The organism is Candidatus Poriferisocius sp., from assembly GCF_965204015.1.
In the GTDB taxonomy this organism is placed as follows: Bacteria; Actinomycetota; Acidimicrobiia; order Acidimicrobiales; family Bin134; genus Poriferisocius.
Window position 1 is genome coordinate 1310409 of the sequence record NZ_OZ241965.1, and the last position, 17805, is coordinate 1328213.

Below are 17805 nucleotides of genomic sequence, written 5' to 3' on the forward strand. Positions count from 1 at the left end.
GGCTGATCGGCAGTGGCCGAGAACGCCGTCGGGTGGCTTGAGAAGGACGACGGCGGAGTCGTCGGCGGTCCCTTAATCGAGGCTGGGCCCAGGGGTCGCGGCCTAGGAGCGGCTCGGGCACTGCTGGCCGGAATGGCGCTCATCATGGCAGGCAATGGCCTCCAGGGAGCGGTGCTGGGCGTGCGAGCTGAGAATGAGGGGTTCGGGCTGGCTGTCAGCGGCGCGGTCATGGCTGGCTATTTCGTGGGTTTTCTGCTGGGGGCGAAGCTGGCCGAGCACTTTCTGGGGGCAGTGGGCCATATCCGAGTGTTCGCCGCTTTAGCTTCGGTGGCCTCCGCAGTGTCCATCCTCCACCCGCTATGGGTGAATCCGCCAGCGTGGGTGGTGCTGCGAGTGATCTTCGGACTGGCCATGGCCGGCATCTACGTGACGGTGGAGTCTTGGCTCAATGACATGGGCACCAACACCAATCGTGGTCGCCTGCTGAGCATGTATTTGGTGGTGACCATGGGCGGGTTGTCGGTTGGACAGCTTCTGCTCAACGGCGGTGACCCAGCGGATTTCGACCTCTACATCTTCTCTTCAGCGCTCATTTCAGTGGCGCTCGTACCCATCGCCCTGTCAGCTACAAGTGCACCTCCTCTGATTGCGCCCGAGCCGCTGCCGCTGCGCCAGCTCATCGCCTTGGTGCCATCAGGGGTGCTGACCAGTTTCTGCGCTGGCATCAGCCACGGCGCCCTACTCGGGGTGGGTGCGGTGTATGCGGCCAGCGAAGGCCTGTCTGCGTCCCGAATTGCCCTGTTCCTGTCGGTGGCCACCATCGGAGCCCTCGTGTTCACCTGGCCTATCGGGGCGATCTCCGACCGAATGTCCCGGCGAGTGGTCATCTTTGTGGTGGCTGCGGCCGCTGCGGGCATCGCCGCGATCATGGCCATGATCGAGCCCGGGTCGGGCCTTTCTCTGGCCCTCATGTTCCTCTTCGGGGGCACCACCTTCCCCCTCTATTCCCTGGCCATCAGCCATACTGGCGACTGGGTTCCGTCTAGCCAGCTGAACGGGGCCAGCGCAGGCCTGGTTCGAGTTACCGGGGTAGGGGCGGTCATAGGACCAGTGGTGGCCGGAGCGGCCATGGCAGCCACCGTCCCGTGGGCCTTCTTCATCGTTCTGGTGGCGCCCCACGCGGTGATTTCGATATTCATCGGGGTGAGAATCGCCGCCCGCAAAGGCATCCTCGTCAACGAGCAGACCAAGTTCGCGCCGTGGCCGGTGCGAGCCTCGGCCATGGCCGTCAATCTGCTGCGCCGCCCGCCTCGGACCATGAGGAAAAACGGCCGGTCTGGAACCAGGCAGTCGGTATAGCAATTCCATATAGCCTATTTAATTTATTTTCGATATCTTTCCTGTATGCCCACCGTGGGAATGGATGCCGAGATGGCCTTTGAACTGGCCATCGACTACCAGGTTGCCGCCGACGAGATCGACCGACGGCGTCAGCGGTGGGCCGCGGTGGTGGCCGACGTGGAGTATTGGCTAGGGGGTGAGCAGCATCCGGTAGAGCAGTCGCTGGGCAGGATCAGCCAGCAGCTTCGGATCGACTCCGGGGACATCGCGCAGAGAGCGCAGATGATCCTGCTGGGCCCTGAAGGGCTGGACCTGGCCCTGTGGGCCATCGAGATTCTGCGAGATACCCCCGAGGCATGGGGCGGCGACCACATCGTGTCGCGGGGCGACTTGGAGGGCTTCGTCACCCGCACCGACGAATTGGGCGAGGCGGCCCGGATCCTGCTCACCAATCGCAGCCTGTTCACCATGGTGGACACGGCCAAGAACAATCGCGACTACCTGTCCGATCCCACCGAGGGGTTCTCGGCCAGTGGTGGGGACGGGCGCATCAGCCTCGACGACCTCGACGCCTTCGAGGCCAAGATGTTGGCCTACACCACCCTTTTGCCCTACCTGGCCGCCATCGACACCGCGGCCCAAGGCGATCCCACCAAGGCCGACCGGTTCCTGTCGAAGGCCGACTTCGAGGCCATCGCCGCAGATGCCAGCGTGCCGCCGGAGGTGCGGGAAGCGGCCGCCGCGGTGATCGCCCATGGGGCCTACCACCGCAAGGACGGCTTCGGCTGGGACGACGTGGGGTTCTGGGCCATGGAGGCTGCTGGGGTGCTACCGGTGGTGGGCGAGATTGTGGACACCACCCGGGCGCTGTATGCGCTGAGCCAGGGCGACTGGAAGTCGGCGCTGATGTTCGCCGGACGGGTGGCCATGCCCCTGGGGACGGGCAAGACGCTGAGCGCGGCCCGGGCGCTGGTGGAGATGGGCCGCCGGCGGGCGTTCAAGGAGATGCAGTACTACACCATCACCCAGTCGGCGGAAAAGGCCAAGAAGAAGGTGTCCAAGACCGTTCGCAAGAAGGCCACCGACAAGGCCAAGGACACCTATCAAGACTGGCGAGACGACGCGCCGGCGGGATTCGAGTACCTGTCATCTGTGCCCCGCCCGTAGTCTTTGGGCATGGTCTCGGAGCTGTTCGACGCCGAGCGGTGGAAGCCGGTGGAGGGATTCGACCTGTCCGACGTGACCTATCACCGCGCCGTGAACCAGGCCACGGTGCGGATCGCCTTCGACCGCCCCGAGGTGCGCAACGCCTTCCGCCCCCACACGGTGGACGAGTTGTACCGCACGTTGGACCACGCCCGCATCACCCCCGATGTGGGCACCGTGCTGCTCACCGGCAACGGGCCGTCGCCGGTCGATGGCGGCTGGGCCTTCAGTTCCGGGGGCGACCAGCGCATCCGGGGAGCCGACGGCTACCAGTACGCCAGCGGGGAGACGGCCGACACGGTGGACGATGCCCGCACCGGGCGCCTGCATATCCTGGAGGTGCAGCGGCTCATCCGGTTCATGCCCAAGGTGGTGATCGCGGTGGTGCCGGGGTGGGCGGCCGGCGGGGGCCACAGCTTGCACGTGGTGAGCGACATGACCTTGGCGTCGGCCGAGCACGCCATGTTCAAGCAGACCGACGCCGACGTGGCCAGCTTCGACGGCGGCTTCGGGTCGGCTTATCTGGCCCGCCAAGTGGGCCAGAAGCGGGCCCGCGAGGTGTTCTTCGTGGGCAAGGCCTACACCGCGGCCGAGGCCTACGAGATGGGCATGGTCAACGCCCTGGTGCCCCACGCCGAGTTGGAGCAGGTGGCGCTGGAATGGGCTGAGGCGGTGAACGCCAAGAGCCCCACCGCCCAGCGCATGCTGAAGTTCGCCTTCAACCTCATCGACGACGGTTTGGTGGGCCAGCAGGTATTCGCCGGGGAGGCCACCCGCCTGGCCTACGGCACCGACGAGGCCGCCGAGGGCCGGGACTCGTTCCTGGAGAAGCGCCCAGCTGATTTCTCCCAGTTCCCCTATCACTTCTAGGTCGATTCGGTTCTCGCTCTAGGGTGCGGCCATGGCCGACTCCCCCGCCGCTGATCCCACCACCGACCCGAAGTTCGCTCCCCGTCCCGACTCGAAGTCGCTGGATGCCGCCCAGATGTTCGAACTGTCGGGGCGGGTGGCGATCGTCACTGGGGGCAGCCGGGGAATCGGGCTGTCCATCGCCCACGGCTTCGCCGCCCAGGGGGCCAAGGTGGTGGTGGCCAGCCGCAAAGCCGACGCCTGCGACCGGGCCGTGGCCGAGATCGCCGAGGCCGGCGGAGAGGCGCTGGCCGTGCCCACCCACATGGGCGACCTCGACAGCGTGAACCAGCTGGCTGACGCCACCCTGGAGCACTACGGCCAGATCGACATCCTGGTGAACAACGCGGCCAACCCACTGGGCTTGCCCATGACCGACATCACCCCCGAGGCGTGGGAGAGCTCGTTCACCGTGAACCTGCGGGGACCGTTCTTCTTGTTTCAGCGCTGTTTGCCGTCGCTGCTGGAATCCGACCACGCCTCGGTCATCAACGTGATCTCGGTAGGGGCCTACATACCGGCGGGCAACACCTCAATGTACTCGGCGGCCAAAGCCGGCCTGCTGTCGTTCACCCGCTCGATGGCCGGTGAGTACTCCCCCCACGGCGTGCGGGTGAACGCCATCGCCCCCGGCACCGTCGACACCACCATGACCCGCAACACCGGCCCCGAAGCCATGGCCCGCATGTCCGACCTCAGCCACATCGGCCGCATCGGCCACCCCGACGAACTAGTGGGCGCCGCCCTCCTCCTAGCCTCCGACGCCGGCAGCTACATCACCGGCCAATGCATAATCATCGACGGAGGCTTCATCCCCCCGCGATAGCTCTCAGGCGACTTTGAAGAGGGTGGTGGCGTTTTCTCGCATGATTTGGCGCTGTTCTTCTTCGGGGCGGTTGGCGATGAGGGTGATGAAGGTGTTGGGGTCGGCTATGCCTTCGGGGTGGGGGTGGTCGGAGCCGAATAGGACCTGGGAGGGGCCGATGCGGTCGGCCAGGGCCTCTACGTCGTCTTCGGGGTAGGGGGACACGAAGCAGCACTGCTTGAAGATCTCGCTCATGCGCCCGGCCGGGCGGCCGGCGGGCCAGGGGCCGAAGCGGGCCATGCCCTTCTTCTTGTCCATGAGGGTGAGCAAGTAGTGGACCCAGTCGGAGCCGTTCTCGATGCTCAAGAAGTTGAGGTTGGGGAAGCGCTCGTGCATGTTGCCGTAGAGCAGGGCCCCGAAGGTCTCCATGATGGGGCGGTCACCGTGGAGGAAGGCCCACTGGAAAGCCGACATCTCCCGCACGTTGGCCACCGGGTCGTCGCCCATCCGCACGGCCAAATCTCCGTAGCGCAGGTCGGAGATGTGGAACGCCACCGGGATCTGGGCCTCATTGAGGCGGGCCCAGAACGGGTCGTAGTAGGGGTCGGCGATCGAACGGCCCTCGCCGCCCCAGGGGCAGGGCCGCAAATGCACGATGCGGGCTCCGGCGTCGAGCACTCGGTCGAGCTCTTCGATTGCGTGCTCCCGCTCCAGCAGCGACAGCAGCGGCGGGGTGAACAGCCGATCTTGGTAGGCGTAGGCCCAGTCGTCCTCTAGCCAGCGGTTGAAGGCCCGCAGGTTGGCGTAGGTTTGCTCGATGTCGTCGACCATGTACTCCTCTACCGACACCCCGAAGGTGGGAAGCAGGATGGCCCACTCCACGCCTTGGGAATCGAGCAGGTCGAGGCGGGCGTCGGGCTGCTTGTAGGCGGGCAGCATGTTCTCTGCCGTGTAGGAGTCGCCCCAGCTCAGGTCGGGGTTGTCCCGCTTGGCCTTGAACATTTCGTACATGGAGCCGGGAGCGTTGGTCTTGTCGAACTTCACGTGCATGAAGTTGTAGGGCTGTTCCCCCACCTTCACTTCCCACTCCCCGTCGGCTCTCTGGGACGCGGTGATGGCCATTTCCTGATAGCGGGCTTCGATGTGGCGGCTGAAGCAGTCGGGGGCCTCGTAATAGTGATTGTCGGAGTCGAACGTGCGGTAGCCGAGAGCGGCCATGGGGTTCAGCTTAGGTTCTGGGCGCGAATGGCAGCCCAGCAGCTACTGGATGCCCAAGACCAACAGGTCAATCGTCAATGCGACGGCGAAGTGGAGGGCGGCACCCAAGTAGACGGAGCCGGTTCTCAGGCTGAGGAAGCCGAGGACGGTGCCGGCGACTATGGAGCCGAGGGCTTCGGCCAGGGGCTTGGTGAGGTGGATCATCACGTAGGGGATGAGGGCGATGAACACAGCCATGGCGCCGAAACGGCGAGCCAGGCCGTGGACGAGGACGCCGCGAAAGAAGAACTCCAGGGCCAGGAACTGCCCGGCGTACACCGCTTCCCAGATGTAGAAGCGGGGCCAGTAGCCGATGCCGGGGGGCGGCTCGTAGAAGGGGTAGGTGTCTTGGAATTCGCCGTTGAAGCTGGCCGCCACCACGAACGGCAACAGCACCAGGTAGAGGCCCAGGTAGAGCGGGGCGTGGCGGCGGAGTTCGGGACCGGCCTTTAGGCCGAGGTCCCGCAGCCGGGTGCGCAACACGAAGCGGGCCACCAACACAGCCGGGACTACGTACACCACCCATCGGAACAGGCCCCAGTACATGCGGCGGTTGAACCCGGCGTGCTCTGAAGCACTCAACGCTTCCTCGAAGCGGTTGGACAATCCGTCGAGGGCCACACCGTCGAGGGTGGCGGTGAGCCAGTCGGTGGTGGACGACAGCCCGCCGTAGCGGATGGCGATGACGGTGCCGATGGCCAGCAGGATGAGAACAACCGCGTTGCGGTCCACCTCCCCCGGCGCTGGTGCCGCGGCTCGAATCCGGTCGCCGACCCCGCTCATCGGCCCAGACTCAGGGTCACGGGGTGAGGTACCACCCGCCGGAGATGTTGATCACCTGGCCGGTGATGTGGGCCGACTCGTCGCTGCACAAAAAGGCAATGGTGTTGGACACGTCCTCCGGGTCGCCGTGGCGACGCAGCGGGGTCTCCTCCCGGAACGACTCGTAGTGCTCAGCCTGAGCATCCACCCACTTGGAGCGGATCAGGCCGGGGGCCACTGCGTTGACCCGGATGTTGTACGGCCCGCCCTCGATGGCCGCTCCCCGGGTGACCTCATTGAGGGCGGCTTTGGCCGCGGCGTACGGTCCCTCCCGGCCATTGCCCCCCAGATACGCGGCGACCGACGACACGTTCACGATGCGTCCCCACTGGCGATCCCGCATTGCCCCGATAGTGCGCCAGATCAACCACCAGCAGGCGGTGAGGTCCACGCCGATAACCCAGTCCCAGTCTTCGGGCTTGTAGTCGAAAATACTGCCCTGGACGTTGACAGCCGCACTGTTCACCAGGATGTCCACCGACCCCATCTCGGCGTAGACCCGGTCCATGGTCTTGGCCATGTGCTCCCGGTCGCCGATGTCGGCCACCGCGGCCATCACCGGCACGTCATAGGCCTCCCGCAGGGCCTCGCCGGTCTCATGGGTACGACGCTCGTGGTTGTCCAGCACCACGATCCCCGCCCCATAAGAGGCCAGCGTCCGACAAGTGGTCGACCCAATAGCCGCTCCCGCCGCCCCCGTGACCAGCGCCACCCGCCCCCCAAATTCATTCTCCGCAGGCATGGGGCGATGGTACCCCCACGCCACACCGCGCCATCCCTCCAATCCCAGGTATCCGAGAAACTGTCACTTGTCCCGGCTACCCTGCCCAATATGACAGTGAGTGTCAGATCGGGAACACGCCCGGCTGAAGGAGGCGACAAAATGGCCGAAGTCACCGAACTGGATCTTGAAGATGCCATTCGCCACGCAATAGCTCATCCCAAAAATGAGCCTTGGCACGCTACCAACGTCCTACTGGATGTCGAACAGAACACCAACGTTGACGTGTCCAGCCTTCAGACCGTCTTCTTCCGCATGTTGGGTGATGGAGTCATCACACTCGGCCCTGGCTTCGTCCCCGAACTCATTGACTAGCTCAAGCCTCCAGCAGAAGCGCGACAAACGCCGTCATTTTTCTGGCGAATCCAATGATCCCAGATCAACAGGAGCGCGCGACCGGGATCGCATCCTTTATTCGGAGCCATTCCGTAGACTGATTGGTGTCACACAGGTAGTTGGGGCACATGAAGGCACCGTCTTCCATAATCGGCTGACTCACTCAATCAAAGTTGGGCAGATTGCTCGACGTCTTGCTGAGAAAATTCTTAATGAGAGCACAAGCAATGGATCTACTGACGCGATCGAGGCACTTGGTGGTCTAGATCCCGAAGTGGCCGAAGCCGCAGCACTAGCACATGACATTGGGCACCCTCCCTTTGGACACGCCGGTGAATCTATCCTCGACGAGCTAACACGCCAGAGGGGTTGCCAGGAAGGCTTTGAGGGTAATGCTCAAAGCTTTAGAATCATAACCAAATTGGCCTTCCGGAAACCTGACCCAGATGAGCCATCAGGTCTCGATTTATGTCGAGCTACATTGCGCGCAACAATGAAATACCCATGGCTACGCCGCTTGGATACAAACGGTGAGCCCGATCCAAACCATGCCGAGAGCAAGAAGTGGGGAGCATACACAACCGAAAAAGATGATTATGAGTTTGCCCTAGAACTGGATTTTCCCAATAAACACAGCAAGAGCCTTGAAGCAGAAATCATGGACTGGGCTGATGACATTACCTACGCCGTACATGATATGGAAGACTTCTATAGAGCAGGTCTCATACCGTTACCTACCCTGGCACTAAATCCCGGAGAATATGAATGCGTCTTTAGCAGAGCAGCAAGCAATTGTAGCAAATACGGTATAGACGTTGAGGCAGAGTATACCTCAGAAGTGTTCATCAGTTTTCGAAGACTGTTCCCGACGATACCGTTCACAGGAAGCCCATCACAAATCGGACGGGTTGTCTCATTGCGTAGCTACTTGATTGAGAGACTGATTAACGCATTCAATATTTCACCCGCCGATGGTCAAATCAAGATTGATCAAGAGGCCAGAGTAATTGCAGAAATACTTAAATCTCTAACTTGGATATATGTAATAAAATCACCCGACCTTGAGTCTCAGAGGTTTGGATACAAGCAAATCATTACTGATTTATTTGAAGTCTTCTGTGAAGTGGATGAGTCTGGTAGCAAAAAAGACAAAGAGAGTCTCTTAGAAGCTCCGTTTCTTGGCCGTACAATATTTGACGAATGCCACGCAGCTCGACGAGCAGCTGATTACATTACTAGCCTTTCAGAAGCTCAGACTATACAACTCCACGGTCGGGTAATGGGACATTCATTAGGATCTGTACGTGATCTCATTGTGTGAGAGTACGATTGATTGGTGAGTCTAAGACATTGAGAGCGCCATCCAAGTGGAACACTCTGCCGAGGTTATGGAGGTCTTTTGGTGCCGGCGCGAGTTGTACAGAGCTGCCCGCACCCGGATCGCGGGTCATTGGCTTGGCGAAGCCAGCGAGGGGGTCCACTGCAATAGACAGACAGAGGCAGGCAAGTTAGGTTGCAGAGCGTCGTGAACACCCCGGCCCTTGTGGTCGGGCAGTCGAGAAGAGATCGGGGAGCCAGCGTTTGCCTGGTTCCCCTTCGGCTCGGCTGCGTCGGTGTTCACGACAGAATGTTGACTCTCTGACCGAAGGGGGCCACCCATGGGCTACCACCTCAGAAGATCGGCGGTTGTCATTGCCGTCACCCTGATCGCCGTCGCATGCGGCAGCGACAACTCAGAGCCGACGACTGCCAAAGAATTGTTCGAGGGCTGCGTGTCGGCGTGGGACGGCAACCATGAGGGCCTGGAAGCGCGAATACGCGCTCGGCTAAACGACCCCGGCAGCATGGAGACACACGGCACCTACTACAACTCGTCTGACAGCATCGCAGACGGCGAAATCCGCATCCGCTTGAACTACAGCGCTGCCAATGCCTTCGGCGGCAAAGTGCGAACCGACGCATGGGCGACGATGGGCCTCGACTGCGAGATCATCACCGTCACCGACTTCGGCTTCTGATGCGCTGCGAATGCGTCCCTGAGGGGTATGTACTGAGCGCCCAGCGGAACCCGCTGAAACGACTGCTGCGATGGGCATGGAGAGCGGGCGCGGCGTTGGCCGTTGCCGGGGCTGCCGCAACCGCATTCGCTGTAGTTGAGGCGTCAGCGGACTGCAGCAGTGGGAGATCTTCTCGTCGTGCTGCGTGCGTTGCCGATCGGGACGACGCGGAGGCGCTGGCCTGGCTGGTCGGCTCGGCCACTATCGGCCTGGTGTTGTTTGCCATGGTGCTCGCCGCGGGCTGCTGGATGGCCCGCGAATACCGGACCTGCATCAATCCTGAACCGCAAGAACCGCCCAAGAGTCTCAGCGGCACCGAACTTGACACCTGAACACCTGGACAACGCTCGCTTAGAACTAAGACTAGGAGTGGCCAAGACCTAATTTCTTGATCAGATCGGACTCCGACGGGACAGTTCAATCCAGCGATGAAGTCGCGACCGAATGGCTGGGAGCGTCAACGGAGCGTCGAAGCGGACATCCACTACTGTCACGCCGTTTTGTTTGCACAATGCCCGCTTCCGCTTGTCCCGTTCCTGCACCTTGGCGAATGCTTCTTCCCCGCCAAATCCCTCTATCGGCCGGTAGTGCTGCTCTCCTTGATGCTCAATGGCAAGTTTGAGTTCTGGGATGTAAATGTCGATCCGTTGCTGTCCTAACCACGGTGGAGATGCCTCACGACGTATTTTCTGAACAGGAAACAGCTTGGCCACCAGTCGGTACAGTTCGTCTTCTCGTTTCCATCGACTGATTGACAGTCGACGTTGCGCCTCGGCTTTTGCTGTTCGAATATCCATATCTTCGCTGCGAACCAGAAGATCGACATATGGCTCGTAGTGCTTTTGGATTTGCGCGCCATACCAGTCAGAGGACGCATCTTCACCATGAGTATCGGCGACACAGAAATGGCAAAGGCCATCGGAGTAGGTTGCACCTTCAAGGAGGGCTACCACCCTATGAGGCCAAGCGCCCGGCACCGCCCTTGGTACTATCCGCCTAGCATCCTGGAGCATTGACGCGTGCGCTTTCTGGTGGCAACGGCAGAATGTGCGAGCGCCAGTGATTACATGGTCAAATGACACTACCCTGAAGCCCTGTATCCTATCATCAACAAAGTTATTGAATCCTACAGCGAGATTTGCTATGTATGGCTGCTCGATTTCATAGTTGTTTCCCATGAATTGACGTGCTTGTGAAAATACTTGAGGTGCAATTGCTACTTTGTTCAGACACACTGTGTGATTATTCTGGGTCTTTAGCTCCTTCTTCTTGTATTTGTATGCCCGCTCTATTCCACCACCATACCTGATGTAGCCAAGCTTGATTCCTGATGCATTAACTTCGGAAACTGTCAACTCGTCCGACTTTCCAGTTGCAAAATGCACTTCTGGATACGAAGTGGAATAGCCATTTCTCTGTAGGTTGAAAAGATTCTCGAATCTGTTGGGGTAGTAATTGGGATGTACTTTGGCTCTGGGAGCCTTTACAAGTCGAGGTCCGAGTGCCTTGCTTACGGAATCTTCTAAGTGTTCAACCAAAATCTGCTCTACCGCATCGATAACCGTGAGGCCGCCTGCCATAACCTCCCCGGCCAATTGCTTCGCAATCGACTTCGGATCTGTGGCCAAGTCCAGACGCAAAGTGATCTCCTTATCAATCTTGGCTAATTCGCTCTTGGGGAAGCTACCCATTCTGGTGGGGTGATGGAGGCGCGGTTGCGGGCGTGGCGTTTGGCGGCGGCTACCGCGGCCATGGCTTCGGCGAAGCGGGTGAAGGCGGGGAGGTTGGCGTCTAGGCAGGTTTGCTGGATGCGGGCGGCGGTTTCGGGCGGGGCGCAGTCGAGGTTGCGGAGCACCAAGCTCAGTCTGGTGTGAGGCCAGGCGCGGGCGGCGGTGGTCTCGATGATGGGGAACAGGCGCTCGATGCCGTCGCCGGCGTAGCTGAAGAAGGCCTGGACGTTGGAGTGGATCACCACGTCGGGGTAGGGCTGGGTCTCGAGGATGGGATCGAGGGCTTTGACCAGCACGTCGGGGTCGGAGACCGGGCCGAAGCCGATCTCGATGGGGTTGCGGATGCTGGTGCCCACTCCATAGCCCAAGTCCCTTACCGCCTGCTGGCCCTGGTCGCTGACCGGGGTGGTGACCAGGCCGGCCTGGTCGGCGGCGTCGGTGCCCAGCACAGATGCGCCTCCACCCACCCCCAGCACCAGGGTGTCGAGGTCGCCACTGATGTCGGCGTCGGTCCAGCGCTGGAGATAGGCGATGGCCGACAGCAGCTCCTCGAGAGTGCCGACGACGCTGACTCCGGTCGACGCGCTGATGGCATCCCAGATTCGGTGATCGGCCACTAAGGCCCCGGTGTGCGACACCGCCGCTCCCCCGCCCTGGGCGGTGCGGCCCCCCACCAGCATCACCACCGGTTTTTGGCCCTTGGCCTTGTGCAGGGCGTCGTAAAGACGGCGGCCATCACGAGGATCCTCCAGGTACATGCCGATGATGGCGGTGTCGGGGTCGTCCACCAACCACTCCAGCAATTCGCCGGGTGTGACGTCGATGCTGTTGCCGACGGTACACAGCTTGGAGTAGCGGATGCCCCGGATCGCCCCGCCTTTGACCATGTCGCCGGCCAGCCCGCCGCTCTGGGAGATCATGGCCACCCGGCCCACGTCCATGGGGGCGTTGCGCAAGAAGGTCTGCCGACCGGCCGGGGCGTAGGCCCCCAGGCAGTTAGGGCCGAGTACCCGCACCCCCGACTCCCGGGCCACCGCGCCAAGCGCCTCTTCCAGATCGGTGCCCTCCTCGCTGGCCTCCCGGAACCCGCCGCTGATGACGTGGACGAACTTGGCCTTGCCCGCTGCCCCCTTCACCAGATCGATGCAGGCGGCGGCAGGAACCGCCCCCACCACGTAGTCCACTTCGCCGTCGATGTCGGCCACCGTGGGCACCGCTGGCACCCCATCGATCTCGGTTGCCTTGGGGTGGACGGCCCACAAGGTGCCCGGCCCCCAACCCAGCTCTTTGTACGCAGTCAGAAAGGTGTTGCCGAATCCGGGCCGGCTGGTGGAAGCCCCGGCCACGGCGATCCCCCGGGGGGCGAAAAGCGGCCCGAAGTCGGTGGGTGGCGCCTCGGTTTCCGCTTCTTTAGGTGCCTCCCGGGTGATGAGCCGGGCGTCCACTGCAATGGCGTCACCGGGGGTAGCAATAACCGGGTTGCACTCCAGCTCAACCAAGCTCTGGCCCAGCTGTTCGGCCACTCCATCAGGCCCGGCCACGGCCAGCAGCAACTCAATCAGCGAGTTAATGTCCACCGGCGGCTGCCCCCGGAATCCGCTCAGCAGCTCCGCTCCCTTGAAGCTGCTCACCATGGCCTCAGCGTCGGCTCGAGAGATCGGAGCCAACCGCAGTACCACTTCGTCGAGCACCTCGGTGAGGGTTCCGCCCAGGCCGAGGGCGGCCACCGGGCCGAACGGGGGCCGGTCTACCACCCCGACCAGGAGCTCGACCCCGGCCTCGGCCTGCTCCTCGATCAGGAACCCTTCGAGGCGGACGCCTGCCGCCGCGGCCTCCGCAGCCATCGTCGAGGCCTCGAAGTCCAGTTCATAGGGGGCTAGACCCAGACGCACCGCCCCCGCGTCCGACTTGTGGACCAGCCCGTCGCCCCAGCCCTTGAGCACCAGCAGCCCGGCTAGCCCCTCGGCTTCCGCGGCCGCGGCCAGCACCGACGGTTGGGCCACAACCTCGGCGAATCCCACGCTGACCCCCTTCGGAACCGCTACACCCGCCGCCGCCAACCGCTCCTTAACCTCGGGTTCTGAGACGATCATCCCGAGCACCAAAGCAGAATCCACCCGGATGGGATCATCCCGCGAGGGCGGGGGGTGGCCGGGTTCAGGGCGCCCGCCGCCCGCAGCGCCAGCGAGGACGGTGGGCTGGACCCGGACAGGACCCGCCGCCCGGACACTGCCAGAAACCCACGGGGGATTCTCACCAGCAACGTCATCCCAGGCGGGTGAACACCCGTCGGGCGGTGCCGCCGAGCAGGTTGGCCTGAGCTTCGTCGCCTAGCTCCACCTCACCGAGCTGGCCCAAGCCGTGACGGTGGCCCACGGTGGGAAAGCCGGTGCCCCACAGGCACTTGCGCCGTCCGGCGCCGTTCATGAACGCCACTAGCTCGGCCGACCAGTGCCGGGGCGGATACACAGATGTGCCCAGGTACACGTTGGGGAACTTGAGGGCCATGGCGATGCACTCGGTCACCCACGGCCAGCCGGTGTGGGAGAGCACGAAGCGCACATCGGGGAAGTAGAGGGCGGGGCGGTCGATGCTGACCGGTACCCCGCATTCGCTGGGCATGAGCCCGCCTGAGGTGCCGGCCTGCATTACGAAGGGCACGTCGTGGGCCGCGCAAAGGGCGTAGTAGGGGTAGTAGTCGGCGTGGTCGAAGCGGCGGTCGAAGCTGTGGGTGTGGGTGTGCAGGCCCACGCACCACGGCCGCTCCAGCATGGCGGCGGCCTCTTCCACCCCGGCCATGCCGATGCGAGGATCAACCGACCACTGGCCGAAGAACCGACCGGGGTGGTCTTTGGCCAGCCGGTCTAAGTCATCGGGCTGGGCGGCCACCAGCTCGAAGTCGGTGGCCTCGGGATGGGCGGGCCGATGGGCGACAGGCAAGATCACCGCAGCGATGCCCAGCTCGTCCATGCGGGCCACCATGGTGTCGGCGTCGCAGAAGGAGTCGGTGTCGTCAGTGCGGACCTTCACCGCGATACCGGTGGCTTCCAGGGCCGCGTTCCACACGTCGGCCTGCTCGGGGAAGAACCGGTTGCACCAGTAGTCGATTGCGCCGTCGGCCGGCGCGGCAACGCTCATTGCCGCTCGTCCTTGAACCGCACCAGCTTGGCCGCGCCGGAGGCCATGCCGGTGCGCTTGTCCAGCTCGCCGGGACGTACCACCTCGGCGGTCATCCGCACACTCATGACCTCCTTGATCCGGTCCTCCACCCGCTCGGCCACCGCGCCGAACTCATCAGGCGAGGCGTCGCTAGCCACCATCACGATCATCTCGTCGCGGTTGTCGGCCCGAACCGCCCGGCAGAAGAAGTCCTCGGTCACCCCGGGCACGTCGCTGATCACGTCGCCGATGGCCTCGGGCCACACGTTTACCCCCCGCAGCTTGACCATGTTGTCGCCCCGCCCAGCGAATGGCCCCATGCGCCGCAGCCACGAGCCGCACTCGCACTGGCCCGGCGGATAGAGGAACGACAAGTCCATGATGTTGTAGCGGAATTGGGGCGAGCCGGTCTTGTAGATCTCGGTGATCACCAGCGCCCCCTGGGTGCCGTCAGGCACTTGCTCACCGGTCTCCACGTCCACAACCTGCACCACGAAGCAGTCCTCGAAGATGTGGAGTTGGCCGTTGCGCAGCGGGCACTCGATCGACACGTTCTGCACTTCGTGGAACCCGTAGGGCTGCGCTGGGGTCACCCCCCAAACCTCCTTGACCCGCTCGGCGTCGCCGATGTGGCCGCCGGGCAGCGCCCGGATGTTGAAGTCGGCCTTGGGGTCGAGGCCCATCTCCACCGCGGTCTCGGCCATCTTCAGCATGTAGTCGCCGGTGGTCAAGATGGCCGCCGCCCCGTACTCATGGGCCAGCTCCACCTGCTTGCGGGTGGAGGTCACGTTGCCGGTGCCGGTGGTGAGGACCACGCAGTTGAGCCACCGGTACAGCGCCTCGTCAAAGGCGTGGGCCCCGTTGTGGGTGGAGTAGGCCCAGGCGTTGATCACCACGTCGCCGGGGCGGATCCCCTCGGCGTACAGCGCCCGGGCCATGGTGATAGCCCCCACTTCCCGGTCCCAAGCGGTGTAGAGGGTGGGCCGGGACCGCCCGGTGGTCCCCCCCGACACGTACAGCCGCATGGGCTCGTTGCGGGCGTCGTCCAGGCCGATGCTCTGGTAGTCGCCCAGCGGGGGGTTCTCGTTGATGGAGGCCCGGATGTCGTCCACGGTGTAGGCCGGGGCCTTCCACAGGTCGTCGAGGGTCTTGAGCTGGTCGGGGTGGAAGCCGGCCGCCTCCCACCGCTTGCGGAAGAACGGCACCTGCCAGGCCCGATGGGCCCGGTCTTGGAGGCGCAGAAGCTGCTTGCGGGCGATGGTGTCGGGATCTTCGAAGAACGTGGTCTCGAAGTACTCCGGCGGGGGCGGGAACAGGCGCTGCATGGCCTCGTAGTCCAGCTCGTGCGGACGGCGCATCCCCGTGCTCATGGCCGCATCCCCGCGCTCAGAGAGCCACTTCCCGTGCTCATAGACCAGCCACGGTACCCGCGCCGGGGCCAGCGGCAACAGACGACGAGCACCGCCGCTGCACGAAACCGCAGTCGCCAACTAGCGTTTTGGCCGTGAGAGTCATCTCGGCTGATTGCCATATCAACGAACCGCCCCACGTGTTCGAGCGGGTGCCCGATGAGTACAAAGACCGCATCCCCCGCATGATGCCCGCCCCCGACGGGGGCGACGGATGGTCATTCGACGGCGGACCGCCCAAGCGCAGCTTCGGCATCGAGGCCATGGCCGGCGTGGCCAAAAAGGACTACAAGCTCTCGGGTATGAAGTTCGAGGAGATCATGCCGGGCAACTACGACGGCACCGCCCACTGCGCCGACATGGACATCGACGGCGTGTGGGGCTCGGTGGTGTATCCGGCCAACTCCATCTTCACCTACCTGGAGCCCGACCGGGGCCTGGCGGTGGCCTGCATGCGGAGCTACAACGACTGGGTGCTCGACGAGTTCCAAGGCGCGGCCCCCGACCGGCTGCGGGGCCTGCCAATGCTGCCCACCGAGGACGGCATGGACGTCACCCTGGCCGAGGTCGACCGGGTGATGGAGAAGGGGGCCAAGGGGCTGTTCGTCCCCGGCATGCCCACCCGGCCCTACAACCACTCGTACTACGAGCCGCTGTGGAAAGCGTGCTCAGAGCTCGATGTGCCGGTCACCTTCCACCGCACCTTCGGCGGCAAGCCGCCCGACTCCGACTGGGACGAGCTGGTGGAGCAGAACGTGTCGGTCCCCGGCATCGTCAACCGGTTCTTCAGCGCGGTGCGCCCGCTCACCTACATGATCTTCGCCGGCATCTTCGACCGCCATCCCAACCTCAAGGTGGTGGCCGCCGAGGTGAACTACGGCTGGGTGCCGTTCTGGTACCAGACCATGGACGACGAGTACCACACCCAGTCGGCCTGGTCCGACTCGCCCATCGAGCGCGAGCCCAGCAGCTACCTGGGCACCAACGTGTTCGTCACCGGCCTCGACGACCACAACGGCCACATGCAGATGGCCGGCGGCAACCAAACCCTGGTGAACATGTCCATGTGGTCGTCCGACTACCCCCACTCGGTAACCCTGTGGCCCGACAGCCAAAAGATCATCGCCGAACTCGTCCAAAACATGGCCGACCCCGACAAAGAAAAAGTCCTCTACGCCAACGCCGCCCGCGTCTACAAATACAACTGACCCGAGCCCTCCTCGGGCCGAACCTCGGTGCTAGTCGGCGGGAGAGAAAGCGACGGTGACCCGCAGGTCGAGCGCGGCGGCTGCTTTGTGGAGGGTGGTGAGGGTAGCGGAGGTTCCCCCGGCCTCTAGCCGGGCTACCGCTGCTTGACTCGTACCCATCACACGAGCCAACTGCCGCTGAGTCATTTCGGCTGTCTCCCGAGCCTGCCGGATCTGGTCGCCGACTTCGATGGCCAAACGGGCAGCGTCATAGACCGCATCGAACGCGGCTCGCTCACCTGCGTTCATCGCCTCCAAACGACGCCGCTTCATTTCATCAAACGTCTTGCGCTTCATCAGCACTCCTCCTGTGCAGTGTGAGCCTCAGCTATACACCGGCTCATGGCCCGTCGAGCCCGCCGGACCTCGAGCCTCTCGTTGCGGCGCTGTTTGCGGAACACTGTCAACAGAACAATCTTCCGCTTTGCGGCAAAGAAAAAGGTGATCCGCCACGCCGTCCGATCCAAGTTGAACCGCAGCTCGAACAGACCCGCTCCCAATGACCGGGAAATCGGCATCCGCAACTCGCTGCCCCGCTCGGCCAGACGCTCTACGAAGGCAGCGACAACAGCGAACTCCGCTACCGGCAGTTCGTCGATCCACTCTTCGACCTCCGGCTCAACCTCTACCTCCCATACGATATCAAATATGATATCAACAAATGGCCTGCCTGGCCAAATGCGCCGCCCGCGCCTACAAGTTCAACTGACCTAGGGGGGTGTCATAGCCTCGGGGGAGAGACAACA

Annotated in this window: 18 protein-coding genes; 9 read left to right on the top strand and 9 right to left on the bottom strand. The window is 63.3% G+C overall.

Features of this window, described 5'->3' with window-relative positions; translation table 11 throughout:
* Positions 1 to 12 precede the first annotated feature (12 nt).
* The 4 genes from ACOGJC_RS05835 (at position 13) to ACOGJC_RS05850 (ending at position 4282) form a co-directional block, all read left to right on the top strand.
* Positions 13 to 1359 carry an MFS transporter gene (locus ACOGJC_RS05835; protein WP_419847573.1) on the top strand — a complete coding sequence of 449 codons (1347 nt, stop codon included), beginning with the start codon at positions 13 to 15 and terminating at the stop codon, positions 1357 to 1359.
* Between the two features lie 45 nt (positions 1360 to 1404).
* Entirely contained in the window at positions 1405 to 2508 is a 1104-nt protein-coding gene (locus ACOGJC_RS05840; protein WP_419847574.1) for a hypothetical protein, read from the top strand.
* Between the two features lie 9 nt (positions 2509 to 2517).
* The gene (locus tag ACOGJC_RS05845) at positions 2518 to 3417 is read left to right on the top strand and encodes a 1,4-dihydroxy-2-naphthoyl-CoA synthase (RefSeq protein ID WP_419847575.1); all 900 of its coding nucleotides are present in this window, start codon (positions 2518 to 2520) and stop codon (positions 3415 to 3417) included.
* Positions 3418 to 3532: 115 nt separating this feature from the next.
* On the top strand, positions 3533 to 4282 hold the full coding sequence (locus ACOGJC_RS05850) for an SDR family NAD(P)-dependent oxidoreductase (RefSeq protein WP_419848200.1): 750 nt from the start codon (positions 3533 to 3535) through the stop codon (positions 4280 to 4282).
* A 3-nt stretch (positions 4283 to 4285) separates the two neighbouring features.
* On the opposite strand, the gene ACOGJC_RS05855 is transcribed toward ACOGJC_RS05850, so the two are convergent.
* Genes ACOGJC_RS05855 through ACOGJC_RS05865 form a run of 3 tightly spaced genes read right to left on the bottom strand, consistent with a single transcriptional unit; the run spans position 4286 to position 7082 of the window.
* Positions 4286 to 5479, bottom strand: coding sequence for an amidohydrolase family protein (locus ACOGJC_RS05855; protein ID WP_419847576.1), 1194 nt, complete (start codon positions 5477 to 5479; stop codon positions 4286 to 4288).
* Between the two features lie 42 nt (positions 5480 to 5521).
* Positions 5522 to 6301, bottom strand: a complete 780-nt coding sequence (locus tag ACOGJC_RS05860; protein WP_419847577.1) for a CPBP family intramembrane glutamic endopeptidase — start codon at positions 6299 to 6301, stop codon at positions 5522 to 5524.
* 16 nt (positions 6302 to 6317) lie between these two features.
* Positions 6318 to 7082, bottom strand: a complete 765-nt coding sequence (locus tag ACOGJC_RS05865; RefSeq protein WP_419847578.1) for an SDR family NAD(P)-dependent oxidoreductase — start codon at positions 7080 to 7082, stop codon at positions 6318 to 6320.
* A gap of 141 nt (positions 7083 to 7223) precedes the next feature.
* On the opposite strand from ACOGJC_RS05865, the gene ACOGJC_RS05870 reads away from it, so the two are divergent.
* The 4 genes from ACOGJC_RS05870 to ACOGJC_RS05885 all read left to right on the top strand — a co-directional run bounded on the left by ACOGJC_RS05870 (position 7224) and on the right by ACOGJC_RS05885 (position 9846).
* The gene (locus tag ACOGJC_RS05870) at positions 7224 to 7436 is read left to right on the top strand and encodes a hypothetical protein (RefSeq protein ID WP_419847579.1); all 213 of its coding nucleotides are present in this window, start codon (positions 7224 to 7226) and stop codon (positions 7434 to 7436) included.
* Positions 7429 to 8778, top strand: coding sequence for a deoxyguanosinetriphosphate triphosphohydrolase family protein (locus ACOGJC_RS05875; RefSeq protein ID WP_419847580.1), 1350 nt, complete (start codon positions 7429 to 7431; stop codon positions 8776 to 8778). The genes ACOGJC_RS05870 and ACOGJC_RS05875 overlap by 8 nt, the downstream gene beginning before the upstream one ends.
* A gap of 337 nt (positions 8779 to 9115) precedes the next feature.
* Positions 9116 to 9475 (top strand): hypothetical protein, encoded by a 360-nt coding sequence (locus ACOGJC_RS05880; RefSeq protein ID WP_419847581.1) that lies wholly within the window; start codon positions 9116 to 9118, stop codon positions 9473 to 9475.
* A 95-nt stretch (positions 9476 to 9570) separates the two neighbouring features.
* Positions 9571 to 9846 (top strand): hypothetical protein, encoded by a 276-nt coding sequence (locus ACOGJC_RS05885; protein WP_419847582.1) that lies wholly within the window; start codon positions 9571 to 9573, stop codon positions 9844 to 9846.
* Between the two features lie 60 nt (positions 9847 to 9906).
* Here ACOGJC_RS05885 and ACOGJC_RS05890 read toward each other — a convergent pair whose 3' ends face one another.
* The 4 genes from ACOGJC_RS05890 to ACOGJC_RS05905 all read right to left on the bottom strand — a co-directional run bounded on the left by ACOGJC_RS05890 (position 9907) and on the right by ACOGJC_RS05905 (position 15773).
* Positions 9907 to 11205, bottom strand: coding sequence for a hypothetical protein (locus tag ACOGJC_RS05890; protein WP_419847583.1), 1299 nt, complete (start codon positions 11203 to 11205; stop codon positions 9907 to 9909).
* The gene (locus ACOGJC_RS05895) at positions 11178 to 13361 is read right to left on the bottom strand and encodes an acetate--CoA ligase family protein (RefSeq protein WP_419847584.1); all 2184 of its coding nucleotides are present in this window, start codon (positions 13359 to 13361) and stop codon (positions 11178 to 11180) included. The genes ACOGJC_RS05890 and ACOGJC_RS05895 overlap by 28 nt, the downstream gene beginning before the upstream one ends.
* Positions 13362 to 13509: 148 nt before the next feature.
* Positions 13510 to 14382, bottom strand: coding sequence for an amidohydrolase family protein (locus ACOGJC_RS05900; protein ID WP_419847585.1), 873 nt, complete (start codon positions 14380 to 14382; stop codon positions 13510 to 13512).
* Entirely contained in the window at positions 14379 to 15773 is a 1395-nt protein-coding gene (locus ACOGJC_RS05905) for a phenylacetate--CoA ligase family protein (RefSeq protein WP_419847586.1), read from the bottom strand. The genes ACOGJC_RS05900 and ACOGJC_RS05905 overlap by 4 nt, the downstream gene beginning before the upstream one ends.
* A gap of 134 nt (positions 15774 to 15907) precedes the next feature.
* Between ACOGJC_RS05905 and ACOGJC_RS05910 the strand changes: the two genes are divergently transcribed.
* Positions 15908 to 17020 carry an amidohydrolase family protein gene (locus tag ACOGJC_RS05910; protein WP_419847587.1) on the top strand — a complete coding sequence of 371 codons (1113 nt, stop codon included), beginning with the start codon at positions 15908 to 15910 and terminating at the stop codon, positions 17018 to 17020.
* A gap of 30 nt (positions 17021 to 17050) precedes the next feature.
* Here the strand turns inward: ACOGJC_RS05910 and ACOGJC_RS05915 are convergent, their stop codons facing one another.
* Together ACOGJC_RS05915 and ACOGJC_RS05920 are read right to left on the bottom strand one after the other, a co-directional pair.
* Complete coding sequence (locus tag ACOGJC_RS05915) at positions 17051 to 17356, bottom strand: helix-turn-helix transcriptional regulator (RefSeq protein WP_419847588.1); 306 nt, start codon at positions 17354 to 17356, stop codon at positions 17051 to 17053.
* Positions 17356 to 17739 carry a type II toxin-antitoxin system RelE/ParE family toxin gene (locus ACOGJC_RS05920; RefSeq protein ID WP_419848201.1) on the bottom strand — a complete coding sequence of 128 codons (384 nt, stop codon included), beginning with the start codon at positions 17737 to 17739 and terminating at the stop codon, positions 17356 to 17358. Before ACOGJC_RS05920 ends, ACOGJC_RS05915 begins: the two co-directional genes overlap by 1 nt.
* Positions 17740 to 17805: the final 66 nt, after the last annotated feature.